The sequence below is a fragment of the Streptomyces sp. NPDC087310 genome (assembly GCF_044744405.1).
Taxonomy (GTDB): Bacteria; Actinomycetota; Actinomycetes; order Streptomycetales; family Streptomycetaceae; genus Streptomyces.
Genome location: NZ_JBIUYF010000006.1, coordinates 165,642 through 184,799, shown reverse-complemented (window position 1 = coordinate 184,799; position 19,158 = coordinate 165,642). Strand labels below are relative to the sequence as shown.

Sequence of the window (19,158 nt, the reverse complement as noted above, 5' to 3'; positions counted from 1 at the left end):
CGGGCCGTCAGCCCGCTTCCGGGGCCGCGGACCCGGCCCCGGGCGCGAGCGCCACGACCGTACGCACCGCCGCGCCCATCTGGTCCTCCGTCAGGTCGGCGCGGGCGGTCAGCCTGATCCGGGAGATGCCGTCCGGTACCGAAGGCGGCCGGAAACACCCCACGGCCAGCCCCGCCGCCCGGCAGTCGGCGGCCCAGCGCACGGCCGCCTCAGGCGACGGCGCCTGTACGGAGACCACGGCGGCGTCGGGCCGTACCGCCGTCAGTCCCGCCCCGGTCAGCAGCCGGTGCAGCGTACGGGCGACCTCCCGGGCCCGCTCGGCCCGTTCGGGCTCGCGGCGCAGCAGCCGCACGCTCTCCAGCGCGGCGCCCACCGCCGCGGGCGCGAGCCCCGTGTCGAAGATGAACGTCCGCGCGGCGTTGACGAGATGGTCGATCACCCTGGCCGGTCCCAGGACGGCGCCGCCCTGGCTGCCCAGGGACTTGGAGAGGGTGAGGGTCGCCACCACCCCCGGGGCGCCCGCGAGGCCCGTCGCGTCGAGGGTGCCCCGGCCGCCCGCGCCGAGCACCCCCAGGCCGTGCGCGTCGTCGACGAGCAGGGCAGCGCCCCGGCCCCGGCAGACCGCGGCCAGCTCCGCCAGTGGCGCGGCGTCACCGTCCACCGAGAAGACGGCGTCGCTCACGACCAGCGCCCGGCGCCCGGGGTGCGCGTCGAGCGCCTTCGCCACGGCCTCGGGATCGGCGTGCGGTACGACGACGGTCTCGGCGCGGGAGAGCCGGCACCCGTCCACGATCGAGGCGTGGTTGCCCGCGTCGGAGACGAGGATCCCGTCGCGGGCGGTGAGCGCGGTGAGGGCGGCGAGGTTGGCCGCGTAACCGGACGAGAGGACCAGCGCGGCCTCGAAGCCGCAGAACTCGGCCAGCTCCCGTTCGAGTTCGGCGTGCAGGGCGGTGGAGCCGGTGACCAGCCGGGAGCCGGTGGCGCCCGCGCCCCAGCGGCGGGCGGCCGCGGCGGCGGCGCCGGTCACGGCGGGGTGCCGGGTGAGGCCGAGGTAGTCGTTGCTCGCCAGGTCCAGCAGGGCGGAGTCGGCGGGGCGCGGCCGGAGCGTACGGACCAAGCCGGCGCGCTCGCGGCGCAGCGCCTCCCCGTCGGTCCAGTCGAAGGGGTCGGCGGGGGCGGCCCCGTCGGCGGGACCGGTCCGGTTCGAAGGGGCGGCCCCGTCCGGGGGCGCGGTCCGGTCGGAGGGAGCGGTCCGGTCCGGGGGATTCTGCTCCATCGGTCCCGTCCTTGCGTCGGCGGCGTCGGCGTCGGGCGTCCGCGGCGGTGTCCCGTCCGGGACGTTTCCCGCACCGTGTCCTTTTGTAGGCAGCTCACAGACCCTAACCGCCCGCGAACCCATTCTTAGTGTGGTCATGCACACACCTCGCTCGGGCGGTGTTGTGGGATTCCTCCGTGGTCATGACGCGCCCGGATAGGTCAGGATCGGCACCATGGATCTGCTGAACACGCTGGTGGAAAAGGGCCTGCGGCGCGAGTCGCCGACCCGTGAGGAAGCGCTCGCTGTGCTGGCGACCTCGGACGACGAGCTGCTCGACGTGGTCGCGGCGGCCGGCAAGGTGCGCCGTCAATGGTTCGGGCGGCGGGTGAAGCTGAACTATCTGATCAACCTGAAGTCCGGCCTGTGCCCGGAGGACTGCTCGTACTGTTCCCAGCGGCTCGGTTCGAAGGCGGAGATCCTCAAGTACACCTGGCTCAAACCCGACGAGGCGTCCAAGGTCGCCGCCGCCGGGGTCGCGGGCGGCGCCAAGCGGGTCTGCCTGGTCGCGAGCGGCCGGGGGCCGACGGACCGGGACGTCGACCGGGTCTCGCGGACCATCGAGGCGATCAAGGAGCAGAACGAGGACGTCGAGGTGTGCGCCTGTCTCGGGCTGCTCTCGGCGGGCCAGGGCGAGCGGCTGCGCGCCGCGGGCGCCGACGCGTACAACCACAACCTCAACACGTCCGAGGCGACCTACGGCGACATCACCACCACCCACACCTACGCCGACCGGGTGGACACCGTGCGGCAGGCGCAGGCGGCCGGTCTGTCGGCCTGTTCCGGGCTGATCGCCGGTATGGGGGAGAGCGACGAGGACCTGGTCGACGTGGTCTTCTCGCTGCGCGCGCTGGACCCCGACTCGGTGCCGGTCAACTTCCTGATCCCGATGGAGGGGACGCCGCTCGAACGGGAGTGGCACCTCACCCCGCAGCGCTGTCTGCGGATCCTGGCGATGGCGCGGTTCGTCTGCCCGGACGCGGAGGTCAGGCTCGCGGGCGGGCGCGAGGTGCATCTGCGGACGCTTCAGCCGCTCGCGCTGCACCTGGTCAACTCGATCTTCCTGGGCGACTACCTCACCAGCGAGGGCCAGGCGGGCCAGGCGGACCTGGACATGATCGCGGACGCGGGGTTCGAGGTGGAGGGCGCGGGCACGACGACGCTGCCCGAGCACCGTACCGGCGGCTGCACGCCGTGCGGCGGTGACGGCGGCGGCGCCTGCGGCGGGACCGAGGAGTCCGCGGGCGATGCCACGGCCGCGGCGCCGGACGGCGGGACGAAGGCACCGGCCCCGTCGGGACTCCGTACGGACCTGGTCTCCGTACGGCGCAGGGGCGCCGGCACCGACCTGGCGCCCAATGCCTGATCTGCCCTCCCCCGCCGGACCGCCCTCCCCCGCCGGACCGCTCACGCCCGACGCGCTGCTCGCCCTGGACCGGGCCCATGTCTGGCACCCGTACGGTCCGATGCCGGGCCGTACGGATCCGCTGGTCGTGGAGTCGGCCTCCGGGGTACGGCTGCGGCTCGCCGAGGCCGCGTACGGCCGGCGTGAGCTGGTCGACGGCATGTCGTCCTGGTGGTCGGCGATCCACGGCTACAACCACCCCGTGCTCAACGAGGCGGCGCGCGGCCAGCTCGACCGGATGAGCCATGTGATGTTCGGCGGGCTCACCCATGAGCCCGCCGTCCGGCTCGCGGCCCGGCTGGTCGAGATCACGCCCGAGCCGCTGCGCCATGTCTTCCTCGCGGACTCGGGCTCCGTCTCGGTCGAGGTCGCCGTCAAGATGTGCCTCCAGTACTGGCGTTCGGCCGGGCGGCCGGCCAAACAACGGCTGCTGACCTGGCGCGGCGGCTACCACGGCGACACCTGGCAGCCGATGTCGGTGTGCGACCCCGACGGCGGGATGCACGGGCTGTGGTCGGGGGTGCTGCCCCGGCAGATCTTCGCGGACGCGCCGCCGGCCGTGTACGACGAGACGTACGCCGACGGGCTGCGCGCGCTCGTCGCGCGCCACGCGGACGAACTCGCCGCCGTGATCGTCGAACCGGTGGTCCAGGGCGCGGGCGGGATGCGTTTCCACTCCCCCGCCTATCTGCGGGTCCTGCGGGAGGCGTGCGACGCGCACGACGTGCTGTTCGTCCTGGACGAGATCGCCACCGGGTTCGGCCGTACGGGCACGCTGTTCGCCGCCGGGCAGGGCGGTGTGTCCCCCGATGTGATGTGTGTCGGCAAGGCGTTGACCGGCGGTTATCTCACGATGGCGGCGACCTTGTGCACCGCGCGGGTGGCCGAGGGCATCGCGCGCGGCGAGGTCCCGGTGCTGGCGCACGGGCCGACCTTCATGGGCAATCCGCTGGCGGCGGCCGTCGCCTGCGCTTCGATCGACCTGCTGCTCGGCCAGGACTGGGCGGGCGAGGTCAGGCGCATCGAGGCAGGGCTGCGCGAGGGGCTGGCGGAGGCGGCGGACCTGCCGGGGGTACGGGACGTCCGCGTGCTGGGCGCGATCGGGGTCGTCCAGCTCGACCGTGAGGTGGACATGGCCGCGGCGACCCGGGCGGCGGTGCGCGAGGGTGTCTGGCTGCGGCCGTTCCGCGATCTGGTGTACACGATGCCGCCGTATGTGACGGGTGACGAGGACATCGCCCGGATCTGCCGGGCGGTGGTCGCGGTGGCGGCGGACGCGGCGACCGCGGGACAGAAGGGCTGAACGGGCATGACGACAGTGATCGTGACCGGGACCGGGACGGAGATCGGCAAGACCGTCGTGACGGCCGCCGTGGCCGCGGCGGCGCTCGCCCGGGGCCGTACCGTCGCGGTACTCAAACCCGCGCAGACCGGGATGGATCCAGGCGAACCGGGGGACGCGGCGGAGGTCGTGCGGCTCGCCGGTCCGGTGACCGCGGTCGAGCTGGGCCGGTACCCCGAGCCGCTGGCGCCCGCGACGGCGGCGCTGCGGGCCGGCGCGGAGCCGGTACGCCCCGGGGAGATCGCCGCGGCGGCCGCGAAGCTGGCCGTCGAGCACGACCTGGTGCTCGTCGAGGGTTCGGGCGGGCTGCTCGTACGGTTCGACGCGGCGGGCGCCACCCTCGCGGACGCGGCCCGGCTGCTGGGGGGCCCGGTCCTGATGGTGGCGCAGGCCGGACTCGGCACGCTGAACGCGACCGCGCTCACGGCGGAGGCGCTGCGGACGAGGTCGCTGACGCCGCTGGGTGTGGTGATCGGGAGCTGGCCGGACGAGCCGGGGCTGGCGGCGCGCTGCAATCTGGCGGACCTGCCGGAGGCGGCGGGCGCACCGCTGCTGGGGGCCGTGCCGGCGGGCGCGGGGGCGCTGGACCCGGCGGACTTCCGGGCGCGGGCGGCCACCTGGCTGGCGCCCGAGTTGGACGGCGGGTGGGACGCGGCCGTGTTCACGGCCGCCTTCACGGCCGCGTTCACGTCCGGGTTCGTGGGCGCGTCCGTGAACGCGTCCGTCGGTGTGGACGCTTCGGCACCGGGGGTGACCTGACCCGGCGCGGGCGGTCGGCCTGCGGGGCGTTCCCGTACCGGACTGGTAGGTCTGGGGTGATCTTCCCCACCCGCGAGTCAAGGAGCGGCGTCCATGGCACGGCCCTTCCGGTTCGGTGTGAACATGACGACGGCCTGCGGGGGCGCCGAGTGGCGCGATCGGTGCGGGCGCGCCGAGGCGCTGGGGTACGACGTGATCCTCGTCCCGGACCACCTCGGCATGGTCGCGCCGTTCCCCGCGCTGGCCGCCGCCGCGGAGGCGACCGAGCGGGCGCGGCTCGGGACCTTCGTCCTGAACGCCGCCTTCTGGAACCCCGCGCTGCTCGCCCGGGAGATCGCGACGGTGGACGCGCTGTCCGGCGGGCGGCTGGAGCTGGGGATCGGCGCCGGGTACGTACGGGAGGAGCACGAGCGGGCCGGGCTGGCGTTCCTGCCGCCCGGCGAACGGGTGGACCTGCTGGGCCGTACGGTCGCGGAGGTGGACCGGCTGCTCGGCGACGCGGCGCACGTACCGCGCCCCGTCCAGCGCCCGATGCCCCCGCTGTTGATCGGCGGGAACGGCGACCGGGTGCTGCGGCTGGCCGCGGAGCGGGCCGCGATCACCGCCTTCACCGGGGCGCGGCACACCGCGGAAGGGCTGCGGGCGCTCACCGCCGGCGAACTGGCGGAGCGCGTGGCCGCCTACCGGGGCTTCGAGGCCGGGCGCCGGGCGCCCGCGGAGCTGAATCTGCTGCTCCAGTTCGTCGCCGTGACCCGTGACCGCAGGGCGGCGGTGCGCGAGCTGCTGTCGAGAGTGCGGCTCGGTGAGGACGAGGCGCTGGAGCTGCCGCTGCTCGCGGTCGGCACCGTACGGCAGATCGCGGACCAGCTCAGGGCGCAGCGGGAGCGGTACGGGTTCACCTATCTGACGGTCCTGGACCCGTGCATGGAGACGTTCGGCCCGGTGATCGAGGAGCTGCGCGGCGGCTGACCGTGCGGGGCGGGCCACGGGGCACGGGCGCTACGGGTTCAGTACGACCTTTCCCGCGACGGTGCCGGATTCGGCCAGGCGCAGCGCCTCGGCGACGCGGGTGAGCGGCAGTTGGGCGGCGATCCGGGCGGTGATGTCGCCGTGCTGGAGGGCCCCGAAGACCTGGGTGAGGTCGGCGCGCAGCCGGGCCCTGAACCGGTTCTTGGCGAGGGCCCGGCCTGCCCAGACGTTGTAGAAGTAGGCGCGGCGGCGGTTGGGCAGCACGTTGCACAGCCACACCCGGCCGAGCAGTTTGATCACGGGCCACTGCTGGGATCCCTCGTCGTCCCTGGTGGAGGCGGTGCCGTAGGAGACGAGCGTGCCGCCGGGCGCGAGGAGGCGCCAGGAGTCGACGACGGACCGGCCGCCGACGTGGTCGAAGACGGCGTCCACCCCGCCGGGGGCGAGTTCCCGGACGCGCGCGGCGACGTCCTCGGTGCGGTAGTCGACGGGGACGACGCCCCGTTCCCGCAGGGCGTCGTGGTGGCGCGCCGAGGCGGTACCGATCACCTTCACGCCCGCGAGATGGGCCAACTCGGCCAGGACCGAGCCGACACCGCCGTTGACGCCGTGCACCAGGATGGTCTGCCCCGCGCGGACCCGTGCCTTGCGGTGCAGCATCTGCCAGGCGGTGACGCCGTTGACCACCAGGGTCTCCGCCTCCGCAGCGCCGACCCCGTCGGGGACCTCCACCGTGTCCGCCGCGTCGACGAGCACATGGCTGGCCCAGCCGCCGACCTTGACCAGCGCGGCGACCCGGGTGCCGGCCAGGCCCGGCCCGACCCCCTCGCCGGTCGCCAGCACCGTACCGACCAGGTCGTAGCCGGGGACGAAGGGGAACGGCGGCTGGTCGTAGTAGCGGCCCCGGCGCATCTGCTGCTCGGCGAAGGAGACCCCGGTCGCCTCCACCCGGATCACGACCTGCCCTGGGCCCGCGGTGGGGACGGCTCCGCGCCGGATCCTGAGCCCTTCCGGCGCCACCTTGCCCGGCAGTACGACCTCGACGAGTCCTTCGGTGTTCATGACGACCTCCACTGCACTCCGCTTTGGCTACGCGTTCTCGCGTCTGTTAGAAGTTATAACTCAGAAGCGCGCGGAGCGCCACTTCTGGTTGGCTTCTCCCATGAACGATCTCCACATACGCCGCGCCGCCCTCCCCGACATCGACACCGTGCTGGGGTTCTGGCGCGAAGCCGCGGAAGGAACGAGCATCAGTGACGATCACGACGGGATGTCCCGGCTCATCTCGCGCGATCCCGAGGCCCTGATCCTCGCGGAGCGCGACGGCCACCTCATCGGGACGGTGATCGCCGGCTTCGACGGATGGCGGTGCTCCGCCTACCGGCTCGCCGTACACCCCGACCACCGCCGGCAGGGCGTCGCCACCGCCCTGATGGAAGCCGCGGAACAGCGCTTCGACGCCCTGGGCGGACGGCGGGTCGACGCCATGGTCCTGGAGACCAACGAACCCGCGCACCGCACCTGGGCCACCGCCGGCTACCACCGTGAGAACCACTGGCGCCGCTGGGTGAAGCCGCTGGACGGGGCGGTTCCGGCCGGGGGTGCCGGGGGCCGCACCGTGCCGGACCACACCACACCGGACCACGCCTGAACGCATGACACCCGCACGGCCCGGGCACCCGAGGACGTCCGACGCCGCGCGGTCCCCGGGCCGTGCGGCGATCATGAGACGGAGGTGAACGGATGACCGAAGTGCTTCTGCTCCTGGTGGCGGTCCTGCTGGCGCTGGCCTGTGGGGCCTTCGTCGCGGCGGAGTTCTCCCTCACCACCGTGGAGCGCGGCGACCTCGAACGGGCCGTGGAGCGCGGGGAGCGGGGCGCGGCGGGGGCCCTGAAGGCCGTACGGAGCCTGACGTTCCAGCTCTCCGGAGCACAGCTCGGCATCACGGTGACCAACCTGGTCGTCGGGATGCTCGCCGAGCCGTCCATCGGGAAGCTGATCCGCGGGCCGGTCGAGGCGCTGGGCCTCTCCCCCGGTACGGCGTCCTCGGTGGCGCTGGTCATCGGGACGGCCCTGTCGACGATGGTGCTGATGGTCGTCGGCGAGCTGGTGCCGAAGAACTGGGCGATCTCCTCGCCGCTGGCGGTCGCGAAGGTGGTGGCCACACCGCAGCGGTACTTCACGGCCACGTTCCGTCCGTTCATCGCGCATCTCAACAGCACGGCGAACCGGATCGTGCGCGGGCTCGGCCTGGAACCCACCGAGGAACTGGCGTCCGCGCGCAGCCCCCAGGAGCTGGTCGCGCTCGCACGGCACTCCGCGAAGGAGGGTGCGCTGGAGGCGGACACGGCGGAGCTCTTCGTACGGACGCTGAGCCTGGCCGCGCTGACCGCGGAGAATGTGATGACCCCCCGCGTACAGGTGATGGCCCTGGACGTACGGGCCACCGCCGAGGACGTCGCCAACGCGACCCGCGCCACCGGCCTGTCCCGCTTCCCCGTCTACCGGGGCAGCCTGGACGCCGTCGTCGGGGTCGCGCACATCAAGGACGTCCTGACGGTCCCGGCGGAGCGGCGGCCCAGGCTCCCGGTGTCCGAGCTGCTGCGCGAGCCGCTGCTGGTACCGGAGAGCCTGACGGTGGACACCCTGCTCGACCGGCTGTCGGGCGGCGTCACGATGGCCGTCGTCATCGACGAGTACGGGGGGACCGCCGGGGTGGTGACGCTGGAGGACATCGTCGAGGAGGTCGTGGGCGAGGTACGGGACGAGCACGATCCGCATGAGCTGTCCGATCTGGCGCCGGTGGGCGAGGACGCGGACGGCAGGGCGCTCTGGTCGGCCGACGGCGCCGCGCGCGCCGACCAGCTCAGCTCGGTCGGGCTGCGGATGCCGGAGGGCCCCTACGAAACCCTCGCGGGACTCGTCGCCACCGAACTGGGCCGGATCCCCGCGGAGGGCGACCGGCTGGCGCTGGAGGGCTGGGAGCTGGAGGTCGTGGACGCCACGGGCCGGCGCGCGGCCCGGGTGCTGCTGCGCGCGCCGCGTACGGCGCCCCCGCCGGCCCCCGCGGAGAGCGAAGGACAGGGGGACTCCGGATGATCACCGCCGTGCAGCTCTTCGTCGCGCTGCTGACCCTGGTCGTCAACGCGTTCTTCGTGGCGGCCGAGTTCGCCCTGATCTCCGTGCGCCGCAGCCAGATCGAGCCGGCCGCCGAGGCCGGGGACCGGCGGGCGCGCAGTGTGGTCTGGGGGCTGGAGCACGTCTCGGCGCTGCTGGCGGCGGCGCAGCTCGGGATCACGCTCTGCACCCTGGTGCTGGGCATCGTCGCCGAGCCCGCCCTCGCCCACCTCCTGGAGCCGCTCTTCGACGTGGTCGGGGTTCCGCACGGGCTCGTGCACCCGCTCTCGTTCGTGATCGCGCTCGCGGTCGCCACGTATCTGCACATGCTGCTGGGCGAGATGGTGCCCAAGAACGTCGCCCTGGCCGGGCCCGCGCGGGCCGCGCTGCTGCTGGGGCCGCCGCTGGTCGCGCTGGCCCGCGCGCTGCGCCCGGTCATCTTCACGGTGAACGCCTTCGCCAACGGCCTGCTGAGGCTGCTCAGGGTGGAGACCAAGGACGAGGTGTCCGCCACGTTCTCCGACGACGAGCTGGCCCGGCTGGTCACCGACGCGGGCCACGCGGGGCTGCTCGACGACCGGGCGACCGAGCGGCTGCACGACGCGCTGGAGCTGGGGCGCCGTCCGGTGCGCGATGTGGTGATGCCGCTGGAACGGGTGGTCTCGGCACGGCTCGGGGTGACGCCGGAGGGCCTGGAGCGGCTGGGCGCCGAGTCCGGCTTCTCCCGGTTCCCGGTGGTGGACGCGGCCCGCCGGATCCTCGGCTACCTCCATGTGAAGGACGCGCTGGACGCGGCGCCCCGCGAGGAGCCGTTCCCGGTCTCGGGGATGCGCGCGATCGCGCGGGTACGGGCGACGACGCCGATGGACGACGTACTGACCGCGATGCGGCGGGGCCGTACCCATCTCGCGGCGGTGCTGGACGAGGACGGGAAGCTCGAAGGTCTGGTGACGATGGAGGACCTGCTGCGCGAACTGGTGGGCCGGCACGCCTAGGTCGTCGAGACCTCGGGGCCGCTCCGTACCGCGTCCGTGGAAGGGCCGCGTACCAGGCTTGCGAGGGCGAACCTACCGCGCGGTACGATCGGCTCCGCCATGGAGATGAATGCCAACTACACCAGTTTCGTCGCGGTCGGTGACTCCTTCACGGAGGGCATGTCCGACCTGCTGCCCGACGGCTCGTACCGCGGCTGGGCGGATCTGCTCGCCGCGCGGCTCGCGGCCGGTACCCCCGGGTTCCGGTACGCGAACCTCGCCGTGCGCGGCAAGCTCATCGGCCAGATCGTCGAGGAGCAGGTGGGCGTCGCCGCGGCGATGAGGCCGGACCTGGTCACGCTCGTCGGCGGGCTCAACGACACACTGCGGCCCAAGGTCGACATGGGCCGGGTGCGCGGGCTGCTCACGGAGGCCGTGGAACGGCTCGCCCCGGCGTGCGGACAGCTCGTACTGATGCGCAGCCCGGGGCGGAACGGTCCGGTGATGGAGCGCTTCCGGCCGCGCATGGAGGAGCTGTTCACCGTCGTCGACGAGCTCGCGGCGGCGCACGGCGCACTGGTGGTGGACCTGTACGGGGTGCCGGCCCTCGGCGATCAGCGGATGTGGGACGTGGACCGGCTGCATCTGACGGCGGAGGGCCACCGCCGGGTCGCCGAGGCGGTCGCGCAGGCGCTCGGGCTGGCGCCGGGCGACGACTGGCGTGCGGAGCTGCCGCCCGCCGGGGCCGAACGGTGGCTCGCCCGGCGGACGAGCGACGCGCGGTTCGCGCGCCAGTACCTCGGCCCGTGGGTGATGCGCCGGGTGACGGGGCGCTCCTCCGGGGACGGCCGGGCGGCGAAACGGCCCGAGCTGCTGCCGTACGAGGTGCGGGACCTGACGTCGCAGGACCGGGCACCGCAGGACCGGGCACCGCAGGACCGAACCCCGTAGGCCGGAACTCCGTGGGCCGCGCCTTGGAGGAACGTACGAGAACGGGCGCGGCGCCGCACTGCGTCAACCGACAGTAGAATCAGCTCACGTGACTCCCAAGCCTCGTATCCCCAATGTCCTTGCCGGCCGCTACGCCTCGGCGGAGCTGGCCGTGCTGTGGTCCCCCGAGCAGAAGGTGAAGCTGGAGCGTCAGCTCTGGCTGGCCGTGCTGCGGGCGCAGCGGGACCTCGGGATCGAGGTGCCGGACGCCGCCCTCGCCGACTACGAACGCGTCCTGGACCAGGTCGACCTGGCGTCGATCGCCGAGCGCGAGAAGGTCACCCGGCACGATGTGAAGGCGCGGATCGAGGAGTTCAACGCCCTCGCCGGCCATGAGCAGGTGCACAAGGGCATGACCTCCCGCGACCTGACGGAGAACGTCGAGCAGCTTCAGATCCGGCTCTCCCTGGAGCTGACGCGCGACCGTACGGTGGCGGTGCTGGCCCGGCTCGGGAAGCTGGCGGGCGAGTACGGCGCGCTGGTCATGGCCGGCCGCTCGCACAATGTCGCCGCGCAGGCCACCACCCTCGGCAAGCGGTTCGCGACGGCGGCCGACGAGCTGCTGGTGGCGTACGGGCGGCTGGAGGATCTGCTGGGCCGCTACCCGCTGCGCGGGATCAAGGGCCCGGTCGGCACGGCGCAGGACATGCTGGACCTGCTGGGCGGGGACACCGCGAAGCTGGCCGAGCTGGAGCAGCGGATCGCGGGCCATCTCGGCTTCGCGCGGGCGTTCACCTCCGTGGGCCAGGTGTATCCGCGCTCGCTCGACTACGACGTGGTGAGCGCGCTGGTGCAGCTCGCCGCCGCACCCTCTTCCGTCGCGAAGACGATCCGGCTGATGGCCGGGCACGAGCTGGTCACGGAGGGCTTCAAGCCGGGCCAGGTCGGCTCCTCGGCGATGCCGCACAAGATGAACACGCGCTCCTGCGAGCGGGTCAACGGGCTGATGGTGATCCTGCGCGGCTACGCGTCGATGACCGGTGAGCTGGCGGGCGACCAGTGGAACGAGGGCGACGTCTCCTGCTCGGTGGTGCGCCGGGTGGCGCTGCCGGACGCGTTCTTCGCGTTCGACGGGCTGCTGGAGACCTTCCTGACCGTCCTGGACGAGTTCGGCGCGTTCCCCGCGGTCGTGGCGCGTGAGCTGGACCGTTACCTGCCCTTCCTGGCGACGACGAAGGTGCTGATGGGCGCGGTACGGGCCGGGGTCGGCCGGGAGGCCGCGCACGAGGTGATCAAGGAGCACGCGGTGGCGTCGGCGCTGGCCATGCGCGAGCAGGGCGCCGAGCGCAACGAGCTGCTCGACCGGCTGGCCGCGGACGAGCGCATGCCGCTCGACCGGGCGGAGCTGGACGCGCTGATGGCCGACAAGCTGTCCTTCACGGGCGCGGCGGAGGAGCAGATCGCGACCGTGGTGGGCCGGATCGAGGAGATCCTGAAGCGGCACCCCGAGGCCGCGGGCTACACGCCGGGCTCCATCCTCTGACGTCCCCCGACTCCCGCCATGACTCCTGAGGAGCTCGAAGCCGCCCGCGACCGCGTCCTGCCCGACGTGGTCGCGGGCGGTCTGCGTGTGCTGTTCTGCGGTATCAACCCGGGCCTGATGTCGGCGGCGACCGGCCATCACTTCGCCCGCCCCGGCAACCGCTTCTGGCCGGTGCTGCACCTCTCCGGCTTCACCCCGCGCCGGCTGGCACCCGCCGAGCAGGACACGTTGCCGACGTACGGACTCGGCATCACCAACGTGGTGGCGCGGGCGTCGGCGCGCGCCGACGAGCTGAGCGCCGAGGAGTTCCGCGCGGGCGGGCGGATCCTGACGGCGAAGGTGGAGCGGCTGCGTCCGGCGTGGCTGGCGGTGGTCGGGATCACCGCGTACCGGACGGCCTTCGACGAGAAGCGTGCCCGGATCGGGCCGCAGGAGCGGACGATCGGCGAGACACGGATCTGGGCGCTGCCCAATCCGAGCGGGCTGAACGCGCACTGGACGGCGGCGACGATGGCCGAGGAGTTCGGGCGGCTGCGCGAGGCGGCGAGCACGCCCGCGGGGTGAGGGGCTCCGGCGGCGGGAGCGCTCCGGGGCAGGGGCACTGGGCGCTCAGGGCACTCAGGGCACTCAGAGTCAGGAACGGGGCGGGTCAGGGGCGGGTCGGCGGCACTCCGTGCCGGGGGCGGGTCGGCAACACCGCGCACTCCCTTGCCAATTTTGTGGCAAGCATTGACAAGTTTGCGCAACGGTGACGACCATGCAACATGCCGTTCACCCACCCCTCTCCGTCGAACCCGTAAACGGAGTTACCCATGGCCCCCACCCTCACCGACGTCGCCAAACGTGCCAACGTCGCCCTCTCCACCGCGTCCCGCGCGTTCAGCGACCCGGACCGGCTCGGACCGCACACCTTGCGCAAGGTTCTCTCCGTTGCGCAAGAGCTGGGATACGAACCGGCCGGACCGCGGGTCACCGAGCCCGTCGCCGACGGGGACACCGCCACGGTGGCCGTGGTGGTCCCCGACATCGCCAACCCCGTGTTCGGCGCCTTCGTGAAGGCCGCCCAGGGTGAGGGATGGCACCGCAGGCAGACCGTCGTCCTCGCGGACACCGATCTCAACCCGGACCGCGAGCGCGAGGTCATCGCCCATCTGCGGGACCAGGCCGACGGGCTCGTCGTGGTGTCGTCACGGCTGGACGCCGACGAGATCCTCGGCATCTGCGGCCGTACGCCCGCCGTGCTGGTCAACCGCGAGACCACCGGCGCGGACTGTGTGCTCACCGACGCGGCGCACGGGCTGCGCCAGGCCGTCGACTACCTGGCGGCGCTCGGCCACCGGCGGATCGCGTACGTCCAGGGCATGCAGCGCTCCTGGTCGAACGCCCAGCGCGTCGAGCTGATCCGCGCGGAGGCCGAACGGGCCGGTCTTGAGCTGGAGTTGCTGGGGTGGCAGTCCGAGACCGTGGCGGGCGGGACCGCCGCGGCGGCCAGTGTGATGGCCTCCGGCGCCTCCGCGGTGATCACCCACAACGACCTGGTCGCGCTCGGTGTGATCGCGGGTGCCCGGGCGCTGGGGATCGGTGTGCCGGAGGACCTCACCGTCATCGGGGTCGACGACATCCCGTTCGCCGAGGTGTCACAGCCCTCCCTCACCAGCATCGCCGTGCCCATGGCGAAGGCGGGCGCGCTCGCCATGGACCTGCTCGGACAGGTCCTCGCCGGTGACCGCCACACACCGCGCACACTCCGGCTGCCGACCCAGCTCATCGTCCGCGGATCGAGCGGTCCGGCCCTCACCCACGACTCCCGGCTCCGCGTCACAGCGGGGCGGGCCACGAAGGACGCGTCATGACACTCACCGTGGTCGTCGCCGACTCCAACCTCCTGCCCCTGCGCGCCGAGTTCGAGGCCGCGCTCCCGGCGGGTACGGCCGTGCGCTGGCCCGATGTACGGGACACCGCGGCCGTCGAAGCCGCCCTGGCGGACGCCGATGTCCTCGTCTCGGGACAGTGCACCGCCGCCATGGCCGCCGCGGCCCCGGGGCTGCGTCTGGTGCACGCCGCGGGCGCCGGTACGGAGAAGATCGAGACCGGCGCGCTGGCGGCGGGCACCCTGGTCGCCAACACGTTCCACCACGAGAACTCGATGGCGGAGTACGCCGTCTCGGCCGCGGTCCTGCTGCGCCGGGGCTTCCTGCGCCAGCACGACGCGCTGCGCCGCGGGGAGTGGGAATCCCCCGTGTACGACACCGAGGCGCCCTGGGTGGACAGCCTGGGCGCGGCGACGGTCGGGTTCGTCGGGTTCGGTCATATCGGCGCCAGGAGCTGGGAGTTGTTCCGGGCGTTCGGCGCGCGGGGCGTCGCGGTCACCCGGCGCGGCGATGTCGACGCGGCGGCGCACCGGCTGGAGTGGTCGGGGACGGTGGACGATCTCGGCACCCTCCTGGAGACGTCGGACGTCGTGGTGGTCTCCGCGCCGCTGAGCGCGGCGACGACGGGGCTGATCGGCGCGGCGGAGTTCGCCCGGATGCGCCCGGCGGCCGTCCTGGTCAACGTGGGGCGCGGCCCCGTCGTGGACGAGGACGCGCTCTTCCGCGCGCTGAGCGAGCGGACGATCGGCGGCGCCGCGCTCGACGTCTGGTACCGCTACCCGTCCGAGGGCCACACCGGCGCGCCCGGCAACCATCCCTTCGAGAAGCTGGACAACGTACTGATGACTCCGCACTCCTCGGGCCTCACCCGCGAGACCTTCGCGCGCCGGGCCGCCGACATCGCCGCCAACATCGGCCGGCTGGCCGCGGGCGAAGAGCCGCACAACGTCGTGGCGGTGGGCCGATGACCAGGACCGACACCATCGCCGCCGTGGACGTGATCGTCACCAGCCCCGGCCGTAACTTCGTCACGCTCAAGATCACCACGGCGGAGGGGCTCGTGGGCTGGGGCGACGCCACCCTCAACGGCCGTGAGCTGGCCGTCGCCTCGTATCTGCGCGACCATGTCGCCCCGCTCCTGGTCGGCCGGGACCCGGCGCGCATCGAGGACACCTGGCAGTACCTGTACCGGGGGGTCTACTGGCGGCGCGGTCCGGTGACGATGACCTCCATCGGCGCGGTGGACATCGCGCTGTGGGACATCAAGGGCAAGGCCACCGGACAGCCGGTGTACCAGCTCCTCGGTGGCGCGGTCCGCGACCGTGTCCTCACCTACACGCACGCCTCCGGCTGGGACGTGCCCGAGCTGCTGGACGCGATCGACGCGCAGCGCGAACGCGGCTTCCTCGCCGTACGGGCGCAGAGCGGTGTGCCGGGCCACGACCTGGTGTACGGGGTGACGCGGGGCGGCCCCGGGTACGAGCCGGCCGGGCGGGTCGCGGCCCCCGTGGAGGAGGTCTGGGACACGGAGTCCTACCTCCGTCACGCCCCCGGTGTGCTCGCGGCGGCCCGCGCCCATGTGGGCCCCGAGCTGAAGCTGCTGCACGACGTGCACCACCGGCTGACGCCCGGTCAGGCGGCCAGGCTGGGGCGGGCGTTGGAGGACGTGGACCTGTTCTGGCTGGAGGACGTCACACCGGCGGAGAACCAGGAGGTGCTGCGGCACGTCCGGCAGCACACCACCGTGCCGCTGGCCATCGGCGAGGTGTTCAACACCGTCTGGGAGTGCCAGTCGCTGATCACCGAGCAGCTCATCGACTACGTTCGGACGTGTGTCACGCACGCCGGCGGCATCAGCCATCTGCGGCGGATCGCCGCGCTCGCCGAGATCTGGCAGGTCAAGCTGGGCCCGCACGGTCCCTCCGACGTGTCGCCGGTGGCGCTCGGCGCCTCGCTCCATGTCGGCCTCTCCACACCGAACTTCGCCATCCAGGAGTACATGGGGTACGAGCCGCTCGTCCACGAGGTGTTCCGGCACGCGTGGAGTTACGAGGACGGGCATCTGCACCCCGGGGAGCAGCCCGGTATCGGGATCGAGGTCGACGAGGAGCTGGCCGCCCGATTCCCTTACGAGGCCGCCTACTTGCCGGTGGCGCGCCGCCGCGACGGCTCGATGACGGACTGGTGACCGGGATGACGACAGCACTTCCCCGGCTCGGCGCCGGGACCGTCGCGGCGCGGCCGCCGGCCGATACCGGCATCGTCCATCTCGGACTCGGCAACTTCCACCGCGCCCACCAGGCCGTGCACACGGCCGCCGCGCTGGCGCACACCGAGGGGCCGTGGGGCATCCTCGGGGTGGCGAGCAGGTCGGCCGGGGTGGCTCAGGCCCTGCGGGAGCAGGACATGCGGTACGCGGTCGTGGAGATCTCCCCGGAACACACCGAGGTGACCGTCCCGTCGGTGCACACCGGGGCGCTGGTGGCCGCGGCGCAGCCGCAGGAGGTGCTCGACGCTCTGGCCGCGCCCGCCACGGCCGTCATCACGATGACGGTCACGGAGCACGGCTACACGTTCTCGCCCCGTACCCACGGGCTCGACTTCGACGCCCCGGCCGTACGGGCCGATCTGCGCGGCGACGCTCCGCCGCGCACCACCATCGGGCAGATCGTCCGCGGGCTGCAGCTCAGGCAGCGTACGCACGCCACCCCGGTGACCGTGCTGAGCTGCGACAACCTGGTGGGCAACGGCGCGCAGACGAAGCGCCTGGTGCACGAGTTCACCCAGGCGCTGCCCGCCGACGAACGGGACGCGCTGACGCCGTGGCTGGAGAGCGCGGTGACGTTCCCCAGCTCCATGGTCGACCGGATCGTCCCCGCGACGACCGACGTCTACCGGGAGGCGGTCGCCGCCCGGCTCGGGGTGCGCGACGCGGTACCGGTCCCGGCGGAACCGTTCTCCATGTGGGTGATGGAGGACCGGTTCGCCGCCGGGCGGCCACACTGGGAGCACGGCGGGGCGCTCTTCACGGCGGACGTCGAACCGTACGAACTGCTCAAGCTCCGGCTGCTCAACGGCACCCACTCGCTCATCGCCTATCTGGGCGCGCTGGACGGCCGGGCGACCATTCCGGAGTCGATCGGGCGACCGTTCATCGCGGAGGCGGCGCGGGGTGTGCTGGGCTCCGAGTACCTGCCGAGCCTCACCGTGCCCGCCGACATCGATCTGGACGCGTACGTGGGGCAGCTCTTCGAGCGCTGGGCCAACACGGCGCTGGGCCACCGTACTCAGCAGGTCGGGTCCGACGGCTCGGTGAAGCTGCGCCAGCGGGTGCCCGAACCGGCGCTGCTGCATCTGCGGGCCGGGCGCATGCCGCACCGGCTGGCGCTCACGGTGGCCGCGTATCTGTGCTGCGTGGCCCCGCCCGCGGGGTTCTCGCCCGGTCCGCACGCCGCCGCGATGGCGGATCCGGCGCGCGGGACGCTGGCCGCGATCGCGGACCGCGCGGCCACCGCGCCCGCCGCCTCCGGGGCGTCGCGGGCCGCCTTCGTCGAAGCCGTCCTGGACAGCGGGCTGCTCGGCGACGGTCTGACGGAGTATCCGGCCTTCGGCGGCCGGGTCGCCGAACTCATCGATGTCGTCGTCCGGTTCGGACCGGGCGCGGCCGCCGCCGAGGCGGCGCGCGCCGCGGAGTGCGAGCCGCAGCCCACGGGCTGAGGCCCCCGGGCCGGCCCCGTCACCCGTTCCCCGGGCCGGCCCCCGTTCCCTGTCGGCGGACCACCGCTCCCTCTCCTCCCTCTCCCACCCCCGGTTCCCGCTCACAAGGACGTGAAAGAAGTGTTCGCTCCCGATTCGACCCGCGCCGCCGTCCTGTACGGCCCGGGTGACCTGCGTGTCGAGGACCGCCCGCTGCGGCCCCTCGGCCCCGACGACGTACTCGTCACGGTCGACGCCGTCGGTGTCTGCGGCTCGGACATGCATTACTTCGCCAGTGGCCGCAACGGCCGGAACGAGCTGCGCCGGCCGACCGTGCTCGGGCACGAGGCGTCCGGTGTCATCAGCGCCAAGGGCTCCGCCGTCGCCCTGGATGTGGGCACCCGGGTGGCGGTGGAGCCGGCGGTGGGGTGCGGAACGTGCGCGACCTGCCGCTCCGGGCGCTACAACCTCTGCCCGGTGGGCACCTGCTTCGGCTCGCCGCCCACCGACGGGACCTTCGCCGAGTACATCGTCGCCACCTCGCGCGCGGTCCACCCGCTGCCCGATGTCATCCCGCTGGAGGTCGGCTCGCTGATCGAGCCGCTGGCCGTCGCGGTGTGGGCGGTGCGGCGCGCCGCCGTCGAGTTCGGCGACCGCGTGCTGGTCACCGGCGCGGGGCCGATCGGCATCCTCGTCGCCCAGGTGGCGCGGGCCGCCGGGGCGAGCGAGGTGGTCGTCACCGATGTCAACGACGCGCGGCTCGCGCAGGCCCTCAAGCTGGGCGCCGACTCCGTCGTCAACACGGCGGACCAGGAACTCGAACTGACCGGCGTCGACCGGCTGCTGGAGTGCTCGGCCCATCCGGCCGCGCTCCGGCAGGGGCTCGCCACGCTGCGTCCGGCGGGCCGGGCGATCGTCGTCGGACAGGCCCCGCCCGCCATGGACGGGCTGCCGCTGGCGCATCTCCAGCGCTGGGAGATCGAGTTGTCCACCGCGTTCCGTTACGCCCACGCCTTCCCCACCGCCATCGAGCTGGTGGCCGGGGGGCGGGTCGATCTCGCGGGCGTCCTGACCGGACGGTTCCCGCTCGACCTGGCGGCCGACGCGCTGCGGGCCCCGGGCGCCGACCCGTCCCACCTCAAGGTCGTCGTACGGCCCGGCGACACCGCCGTCTGACGGGACGGACGCGCCCTGCGGCGATCCCGCGAGGCGCTCCCCCGCTCCCTCCGATCCCCCG

General features: G+C 73.5%; 17 protein-coding genes. 15 read left to right on the top strand and 2 right to left on the bottom strand.

What is annotated here, in order from left to right:
- Positions 1 to 7: 7 nt before the first annotated feature.
- A complete protein-coding gene (locus ACIO3P_RS23710) occupies positions 8 to 1,276 on the bottom strand; it encodes an 8-amino-7-oxononanoate synthase (RefSeq protein ID WP_401852047.1) in 1,269 nt (422 codons plus the stop codon).
- A gap of 214 nt (positions 1,277 to 1,490) precedes the next feature.
- Between ACIO3P_RS23710 and bioB the strand changes: the two genes are divergently transcribed.
- The 4 genes from bioB to ACIO3P_RS23690 all read left to right on the top strand — a co-directional run bounded on the left by bioB (position 1,491) and on the right by ACIO3P_RS23690 (position 5,790).
- Positions 1,491 to 2,681, top strand: coding sequence for a biotin synthase BioB (gene bioB / locus ACIO3P_RS23705; RefSeq protein ID WP_401789959.1), 1,191 nt, complete (start codon positions 1,491 to 1,493; stop codon positions 2,679 to 2,681).
- Positions 2,674 to 4,023 carry an adenosylmethionine--8-amino-7-oxononanoate transaminase gene (locus ACIO3P_RS23700; protein WP_329823123.1) on the top strand — a complete coding sequence of 450 codons (1,350 nt, stop codon included), beginning with the start codon at positions 2,674 to 2,676 and terminating at the stop codon, positions 4,021 to 4,023. Before bioB ends, ACIO3P_RS23700 begins: the two co-directional genes overlap by 8 nt.
- Before the next feature lie 6 nt (positions 4,024 to 4,029).
- Positions 4,030 to 4,821, top strand: coding sequence for a dethiobiotin synthase (gene bioD, locus ACIO3P_RS23695; protein ID WP_401852044.1), 792 nt, complete (start codon positions 4,030 to 4,032; stop codon positions 4,819 to 4,821).
- Positions 4,822 to 4,914: 93 nt separating this feature from the next.
- Positions 4,915 to 5,790, top strand: a complete 876-nt coding sequence (locus ACIO3P_RS23690; RefSeq protein ID WP_401852042.1) for a TIGR03621 family F420-dependent LLM class oxidoreductase — start codon at positions 4,915 to 4,917, stop codon at positions 5,788 to 5,790.
- A 30-nt stretch (positions 5,791 to 5,820) separates the two neighbouring features.
- Here the strand turns inward: ACIO3P_RS23690 and ACIO3P_RS23685 are convergent, their stop codons facing one another.
- Positions 5,821 to 6,852 (bottom strand): medium chain dehydrogenase/reductase family protein, encoded by a 1,032-nt coding sequence (locus ACIO3P_RS23685; RefSeq protein WP_401852040.1) that lies wholly within the window; start codon positions 6,850 to 6,852, stop codon positions 5,821 to 5,823.
- Between the two features lie 100 nt (positions 6,853 to 6,952).
- Here ACIO3P_RS23685 and ACIO3P_RS23680 point away from each other — a divergent pair, with 100 nt between their 5' ends.
- The 11 genes from ACIO3P_RS23680 to ACIO3P_RS23630 all read left to right on the top strand — a co-directional run bounded on the left by ACIO3P_RS23680 (position 6,953) and on the right by ACIO3P_RS23630 (position 19,097).
- Entirely contained in the window at positions 6,953 to 7,441 is a 489-nt protein-coding gene (locus ACIO3P_RS23680; RefSeq protein ID WP_401852039.1) for a GNAT family N-acetyltransferase, read from the top strand.
- A gap of 92 nt (positions 7,442 to 7,533) precedes the next feature.
- On the top strand, positions 7,534 to 8,889 hold the full coding sequence (locus tag ACIO3P_RS23675; RefSeq protein WP_401852036.1) for a hemolysin family protein: 1,356 nt from the start codon (positions 7,534 to 7,536) through the stop codon (positions 8,887 to 8,889).
- A complete protein-coding gene (locus ACIO3P_RS23670) occupies positions 8,889 to 9,902 on the top strand; it encodes a hemolysin family protein (protein ID WP_329823350.1) in 1,014 nt (337 codons plus the stop codon). Before ACIO3P_RS23675 ends, ACIO3P_RS23670 begins: the two co-directional genes overlap by 1 nt.
- A gap of 99 nt (positions 9,903 to 10,001) precedes the next feature.
- Positions 10,002 to 10,832 (top strand): SGNH/GDSL hydrolase family protein, encoded by an 831-nt coding sequence (locus ACIO3P_RS23665; protein WP_401852035.1) that lies wholly within the window; start codon positions 10,002 to 10,004, stop codon positions 10,830 to 10,832.
- 88 nt (positions 10,833 to 10,920) lie between these two features.
- Positions 10,921 to 12,354 carry an adenylosuccinate lyase gene (gene purB / locus ACIO3P_RS23660; protein ID WP_329823130.1) on the top strand — a complete coding sequence of 478 codons (1,434 nt, stop codon included), beginning with the start codon at positions 10,921 to 10,923 and terminating at the stop codon, positions 12,352 to 12,354.
- An 18-nt stretch (positions 12,355 to 12,372) separates the two neighbouring features.
- Positions 12,373 to 12,918, top strand: a complete 546-nt coding sequence (gene mug / locus ACIO3P_RS23655) for a G/U mismatch-specific DNA glycosylase (RefSeq protein WP_329823131.1) — start codon at positions 12,373 to 12,375, stop codon at positions 12,916 to 12,918.
- 248 nt (positions 12,919 to 13,166) lie between these two features.
- A complete protein-coding gene (locus ACIO3P_RS23650; protein WP_329823132.1) occupies positions 13,167 to 14,207 on the top strand; it encodes a LacI family DNA-binding transcriptional regulator in 1,041 nt (346 codons plus the stop codon).
- Positions 14,204 to 15,193, top strand: coding sequence for a 2-hydroxyacid dehydrogenase (locus ACIO3P_RS23645; RefSeq protein WP_401852033.1), 990 nt, complete (start codon positions 14,204 to 14,206; stop codon positions 15,191 to 15,193). The genes ACIO3P_RS23650 and ACIO3P_RS23645 overlap by 4 nt, the downstream gene beginning before the upstream one ends.
- Positions 15,190 to 16,413 carry a D-mannonate dehydratase ManD gene (gene manD / locus ACIO3P_RS23640; RefSeq protein ID WP_329823134.1) on the top strand — a complete coding sequence of 408 codons (1,224 nt, stop codon included), beginning with the start codon at positions 15,190 to 15,192 and terminating at the stop codon, positions 16,411 to 16,413. Before ACIO3P_RS23645 ends, manD begins: the two co-directional genes overlap by 4 nt.
- Positions 16,414 to 16,418: 5 nt before the next feature.
- Entirely contained in the window at positions 16,419 to 17,942 is a 1,524-nt protein-coding gene (locus ACIO3P_RS23635; RefSeq protein WP_401852032.1) for a mannitol dehydrogenase family protein, read from the top strand.
- A 120-nt stretch (positions 17,943 to 18,062) separates the two neighbouring features.
- Positions 18,063 to 19,097, top strand: a complete 1,035-nt coding sequence (locus ACIO3P_RS23630) for an NAD(P)-dependent alcohol dehydrogenase (protein WP_329823136.1) — start codon at positions 18,063 to 18,065, stop codon at positions 19,095 to 19,097.
- Positions 19,098 to 19,158: the final 61 nt, after the last annotated feature.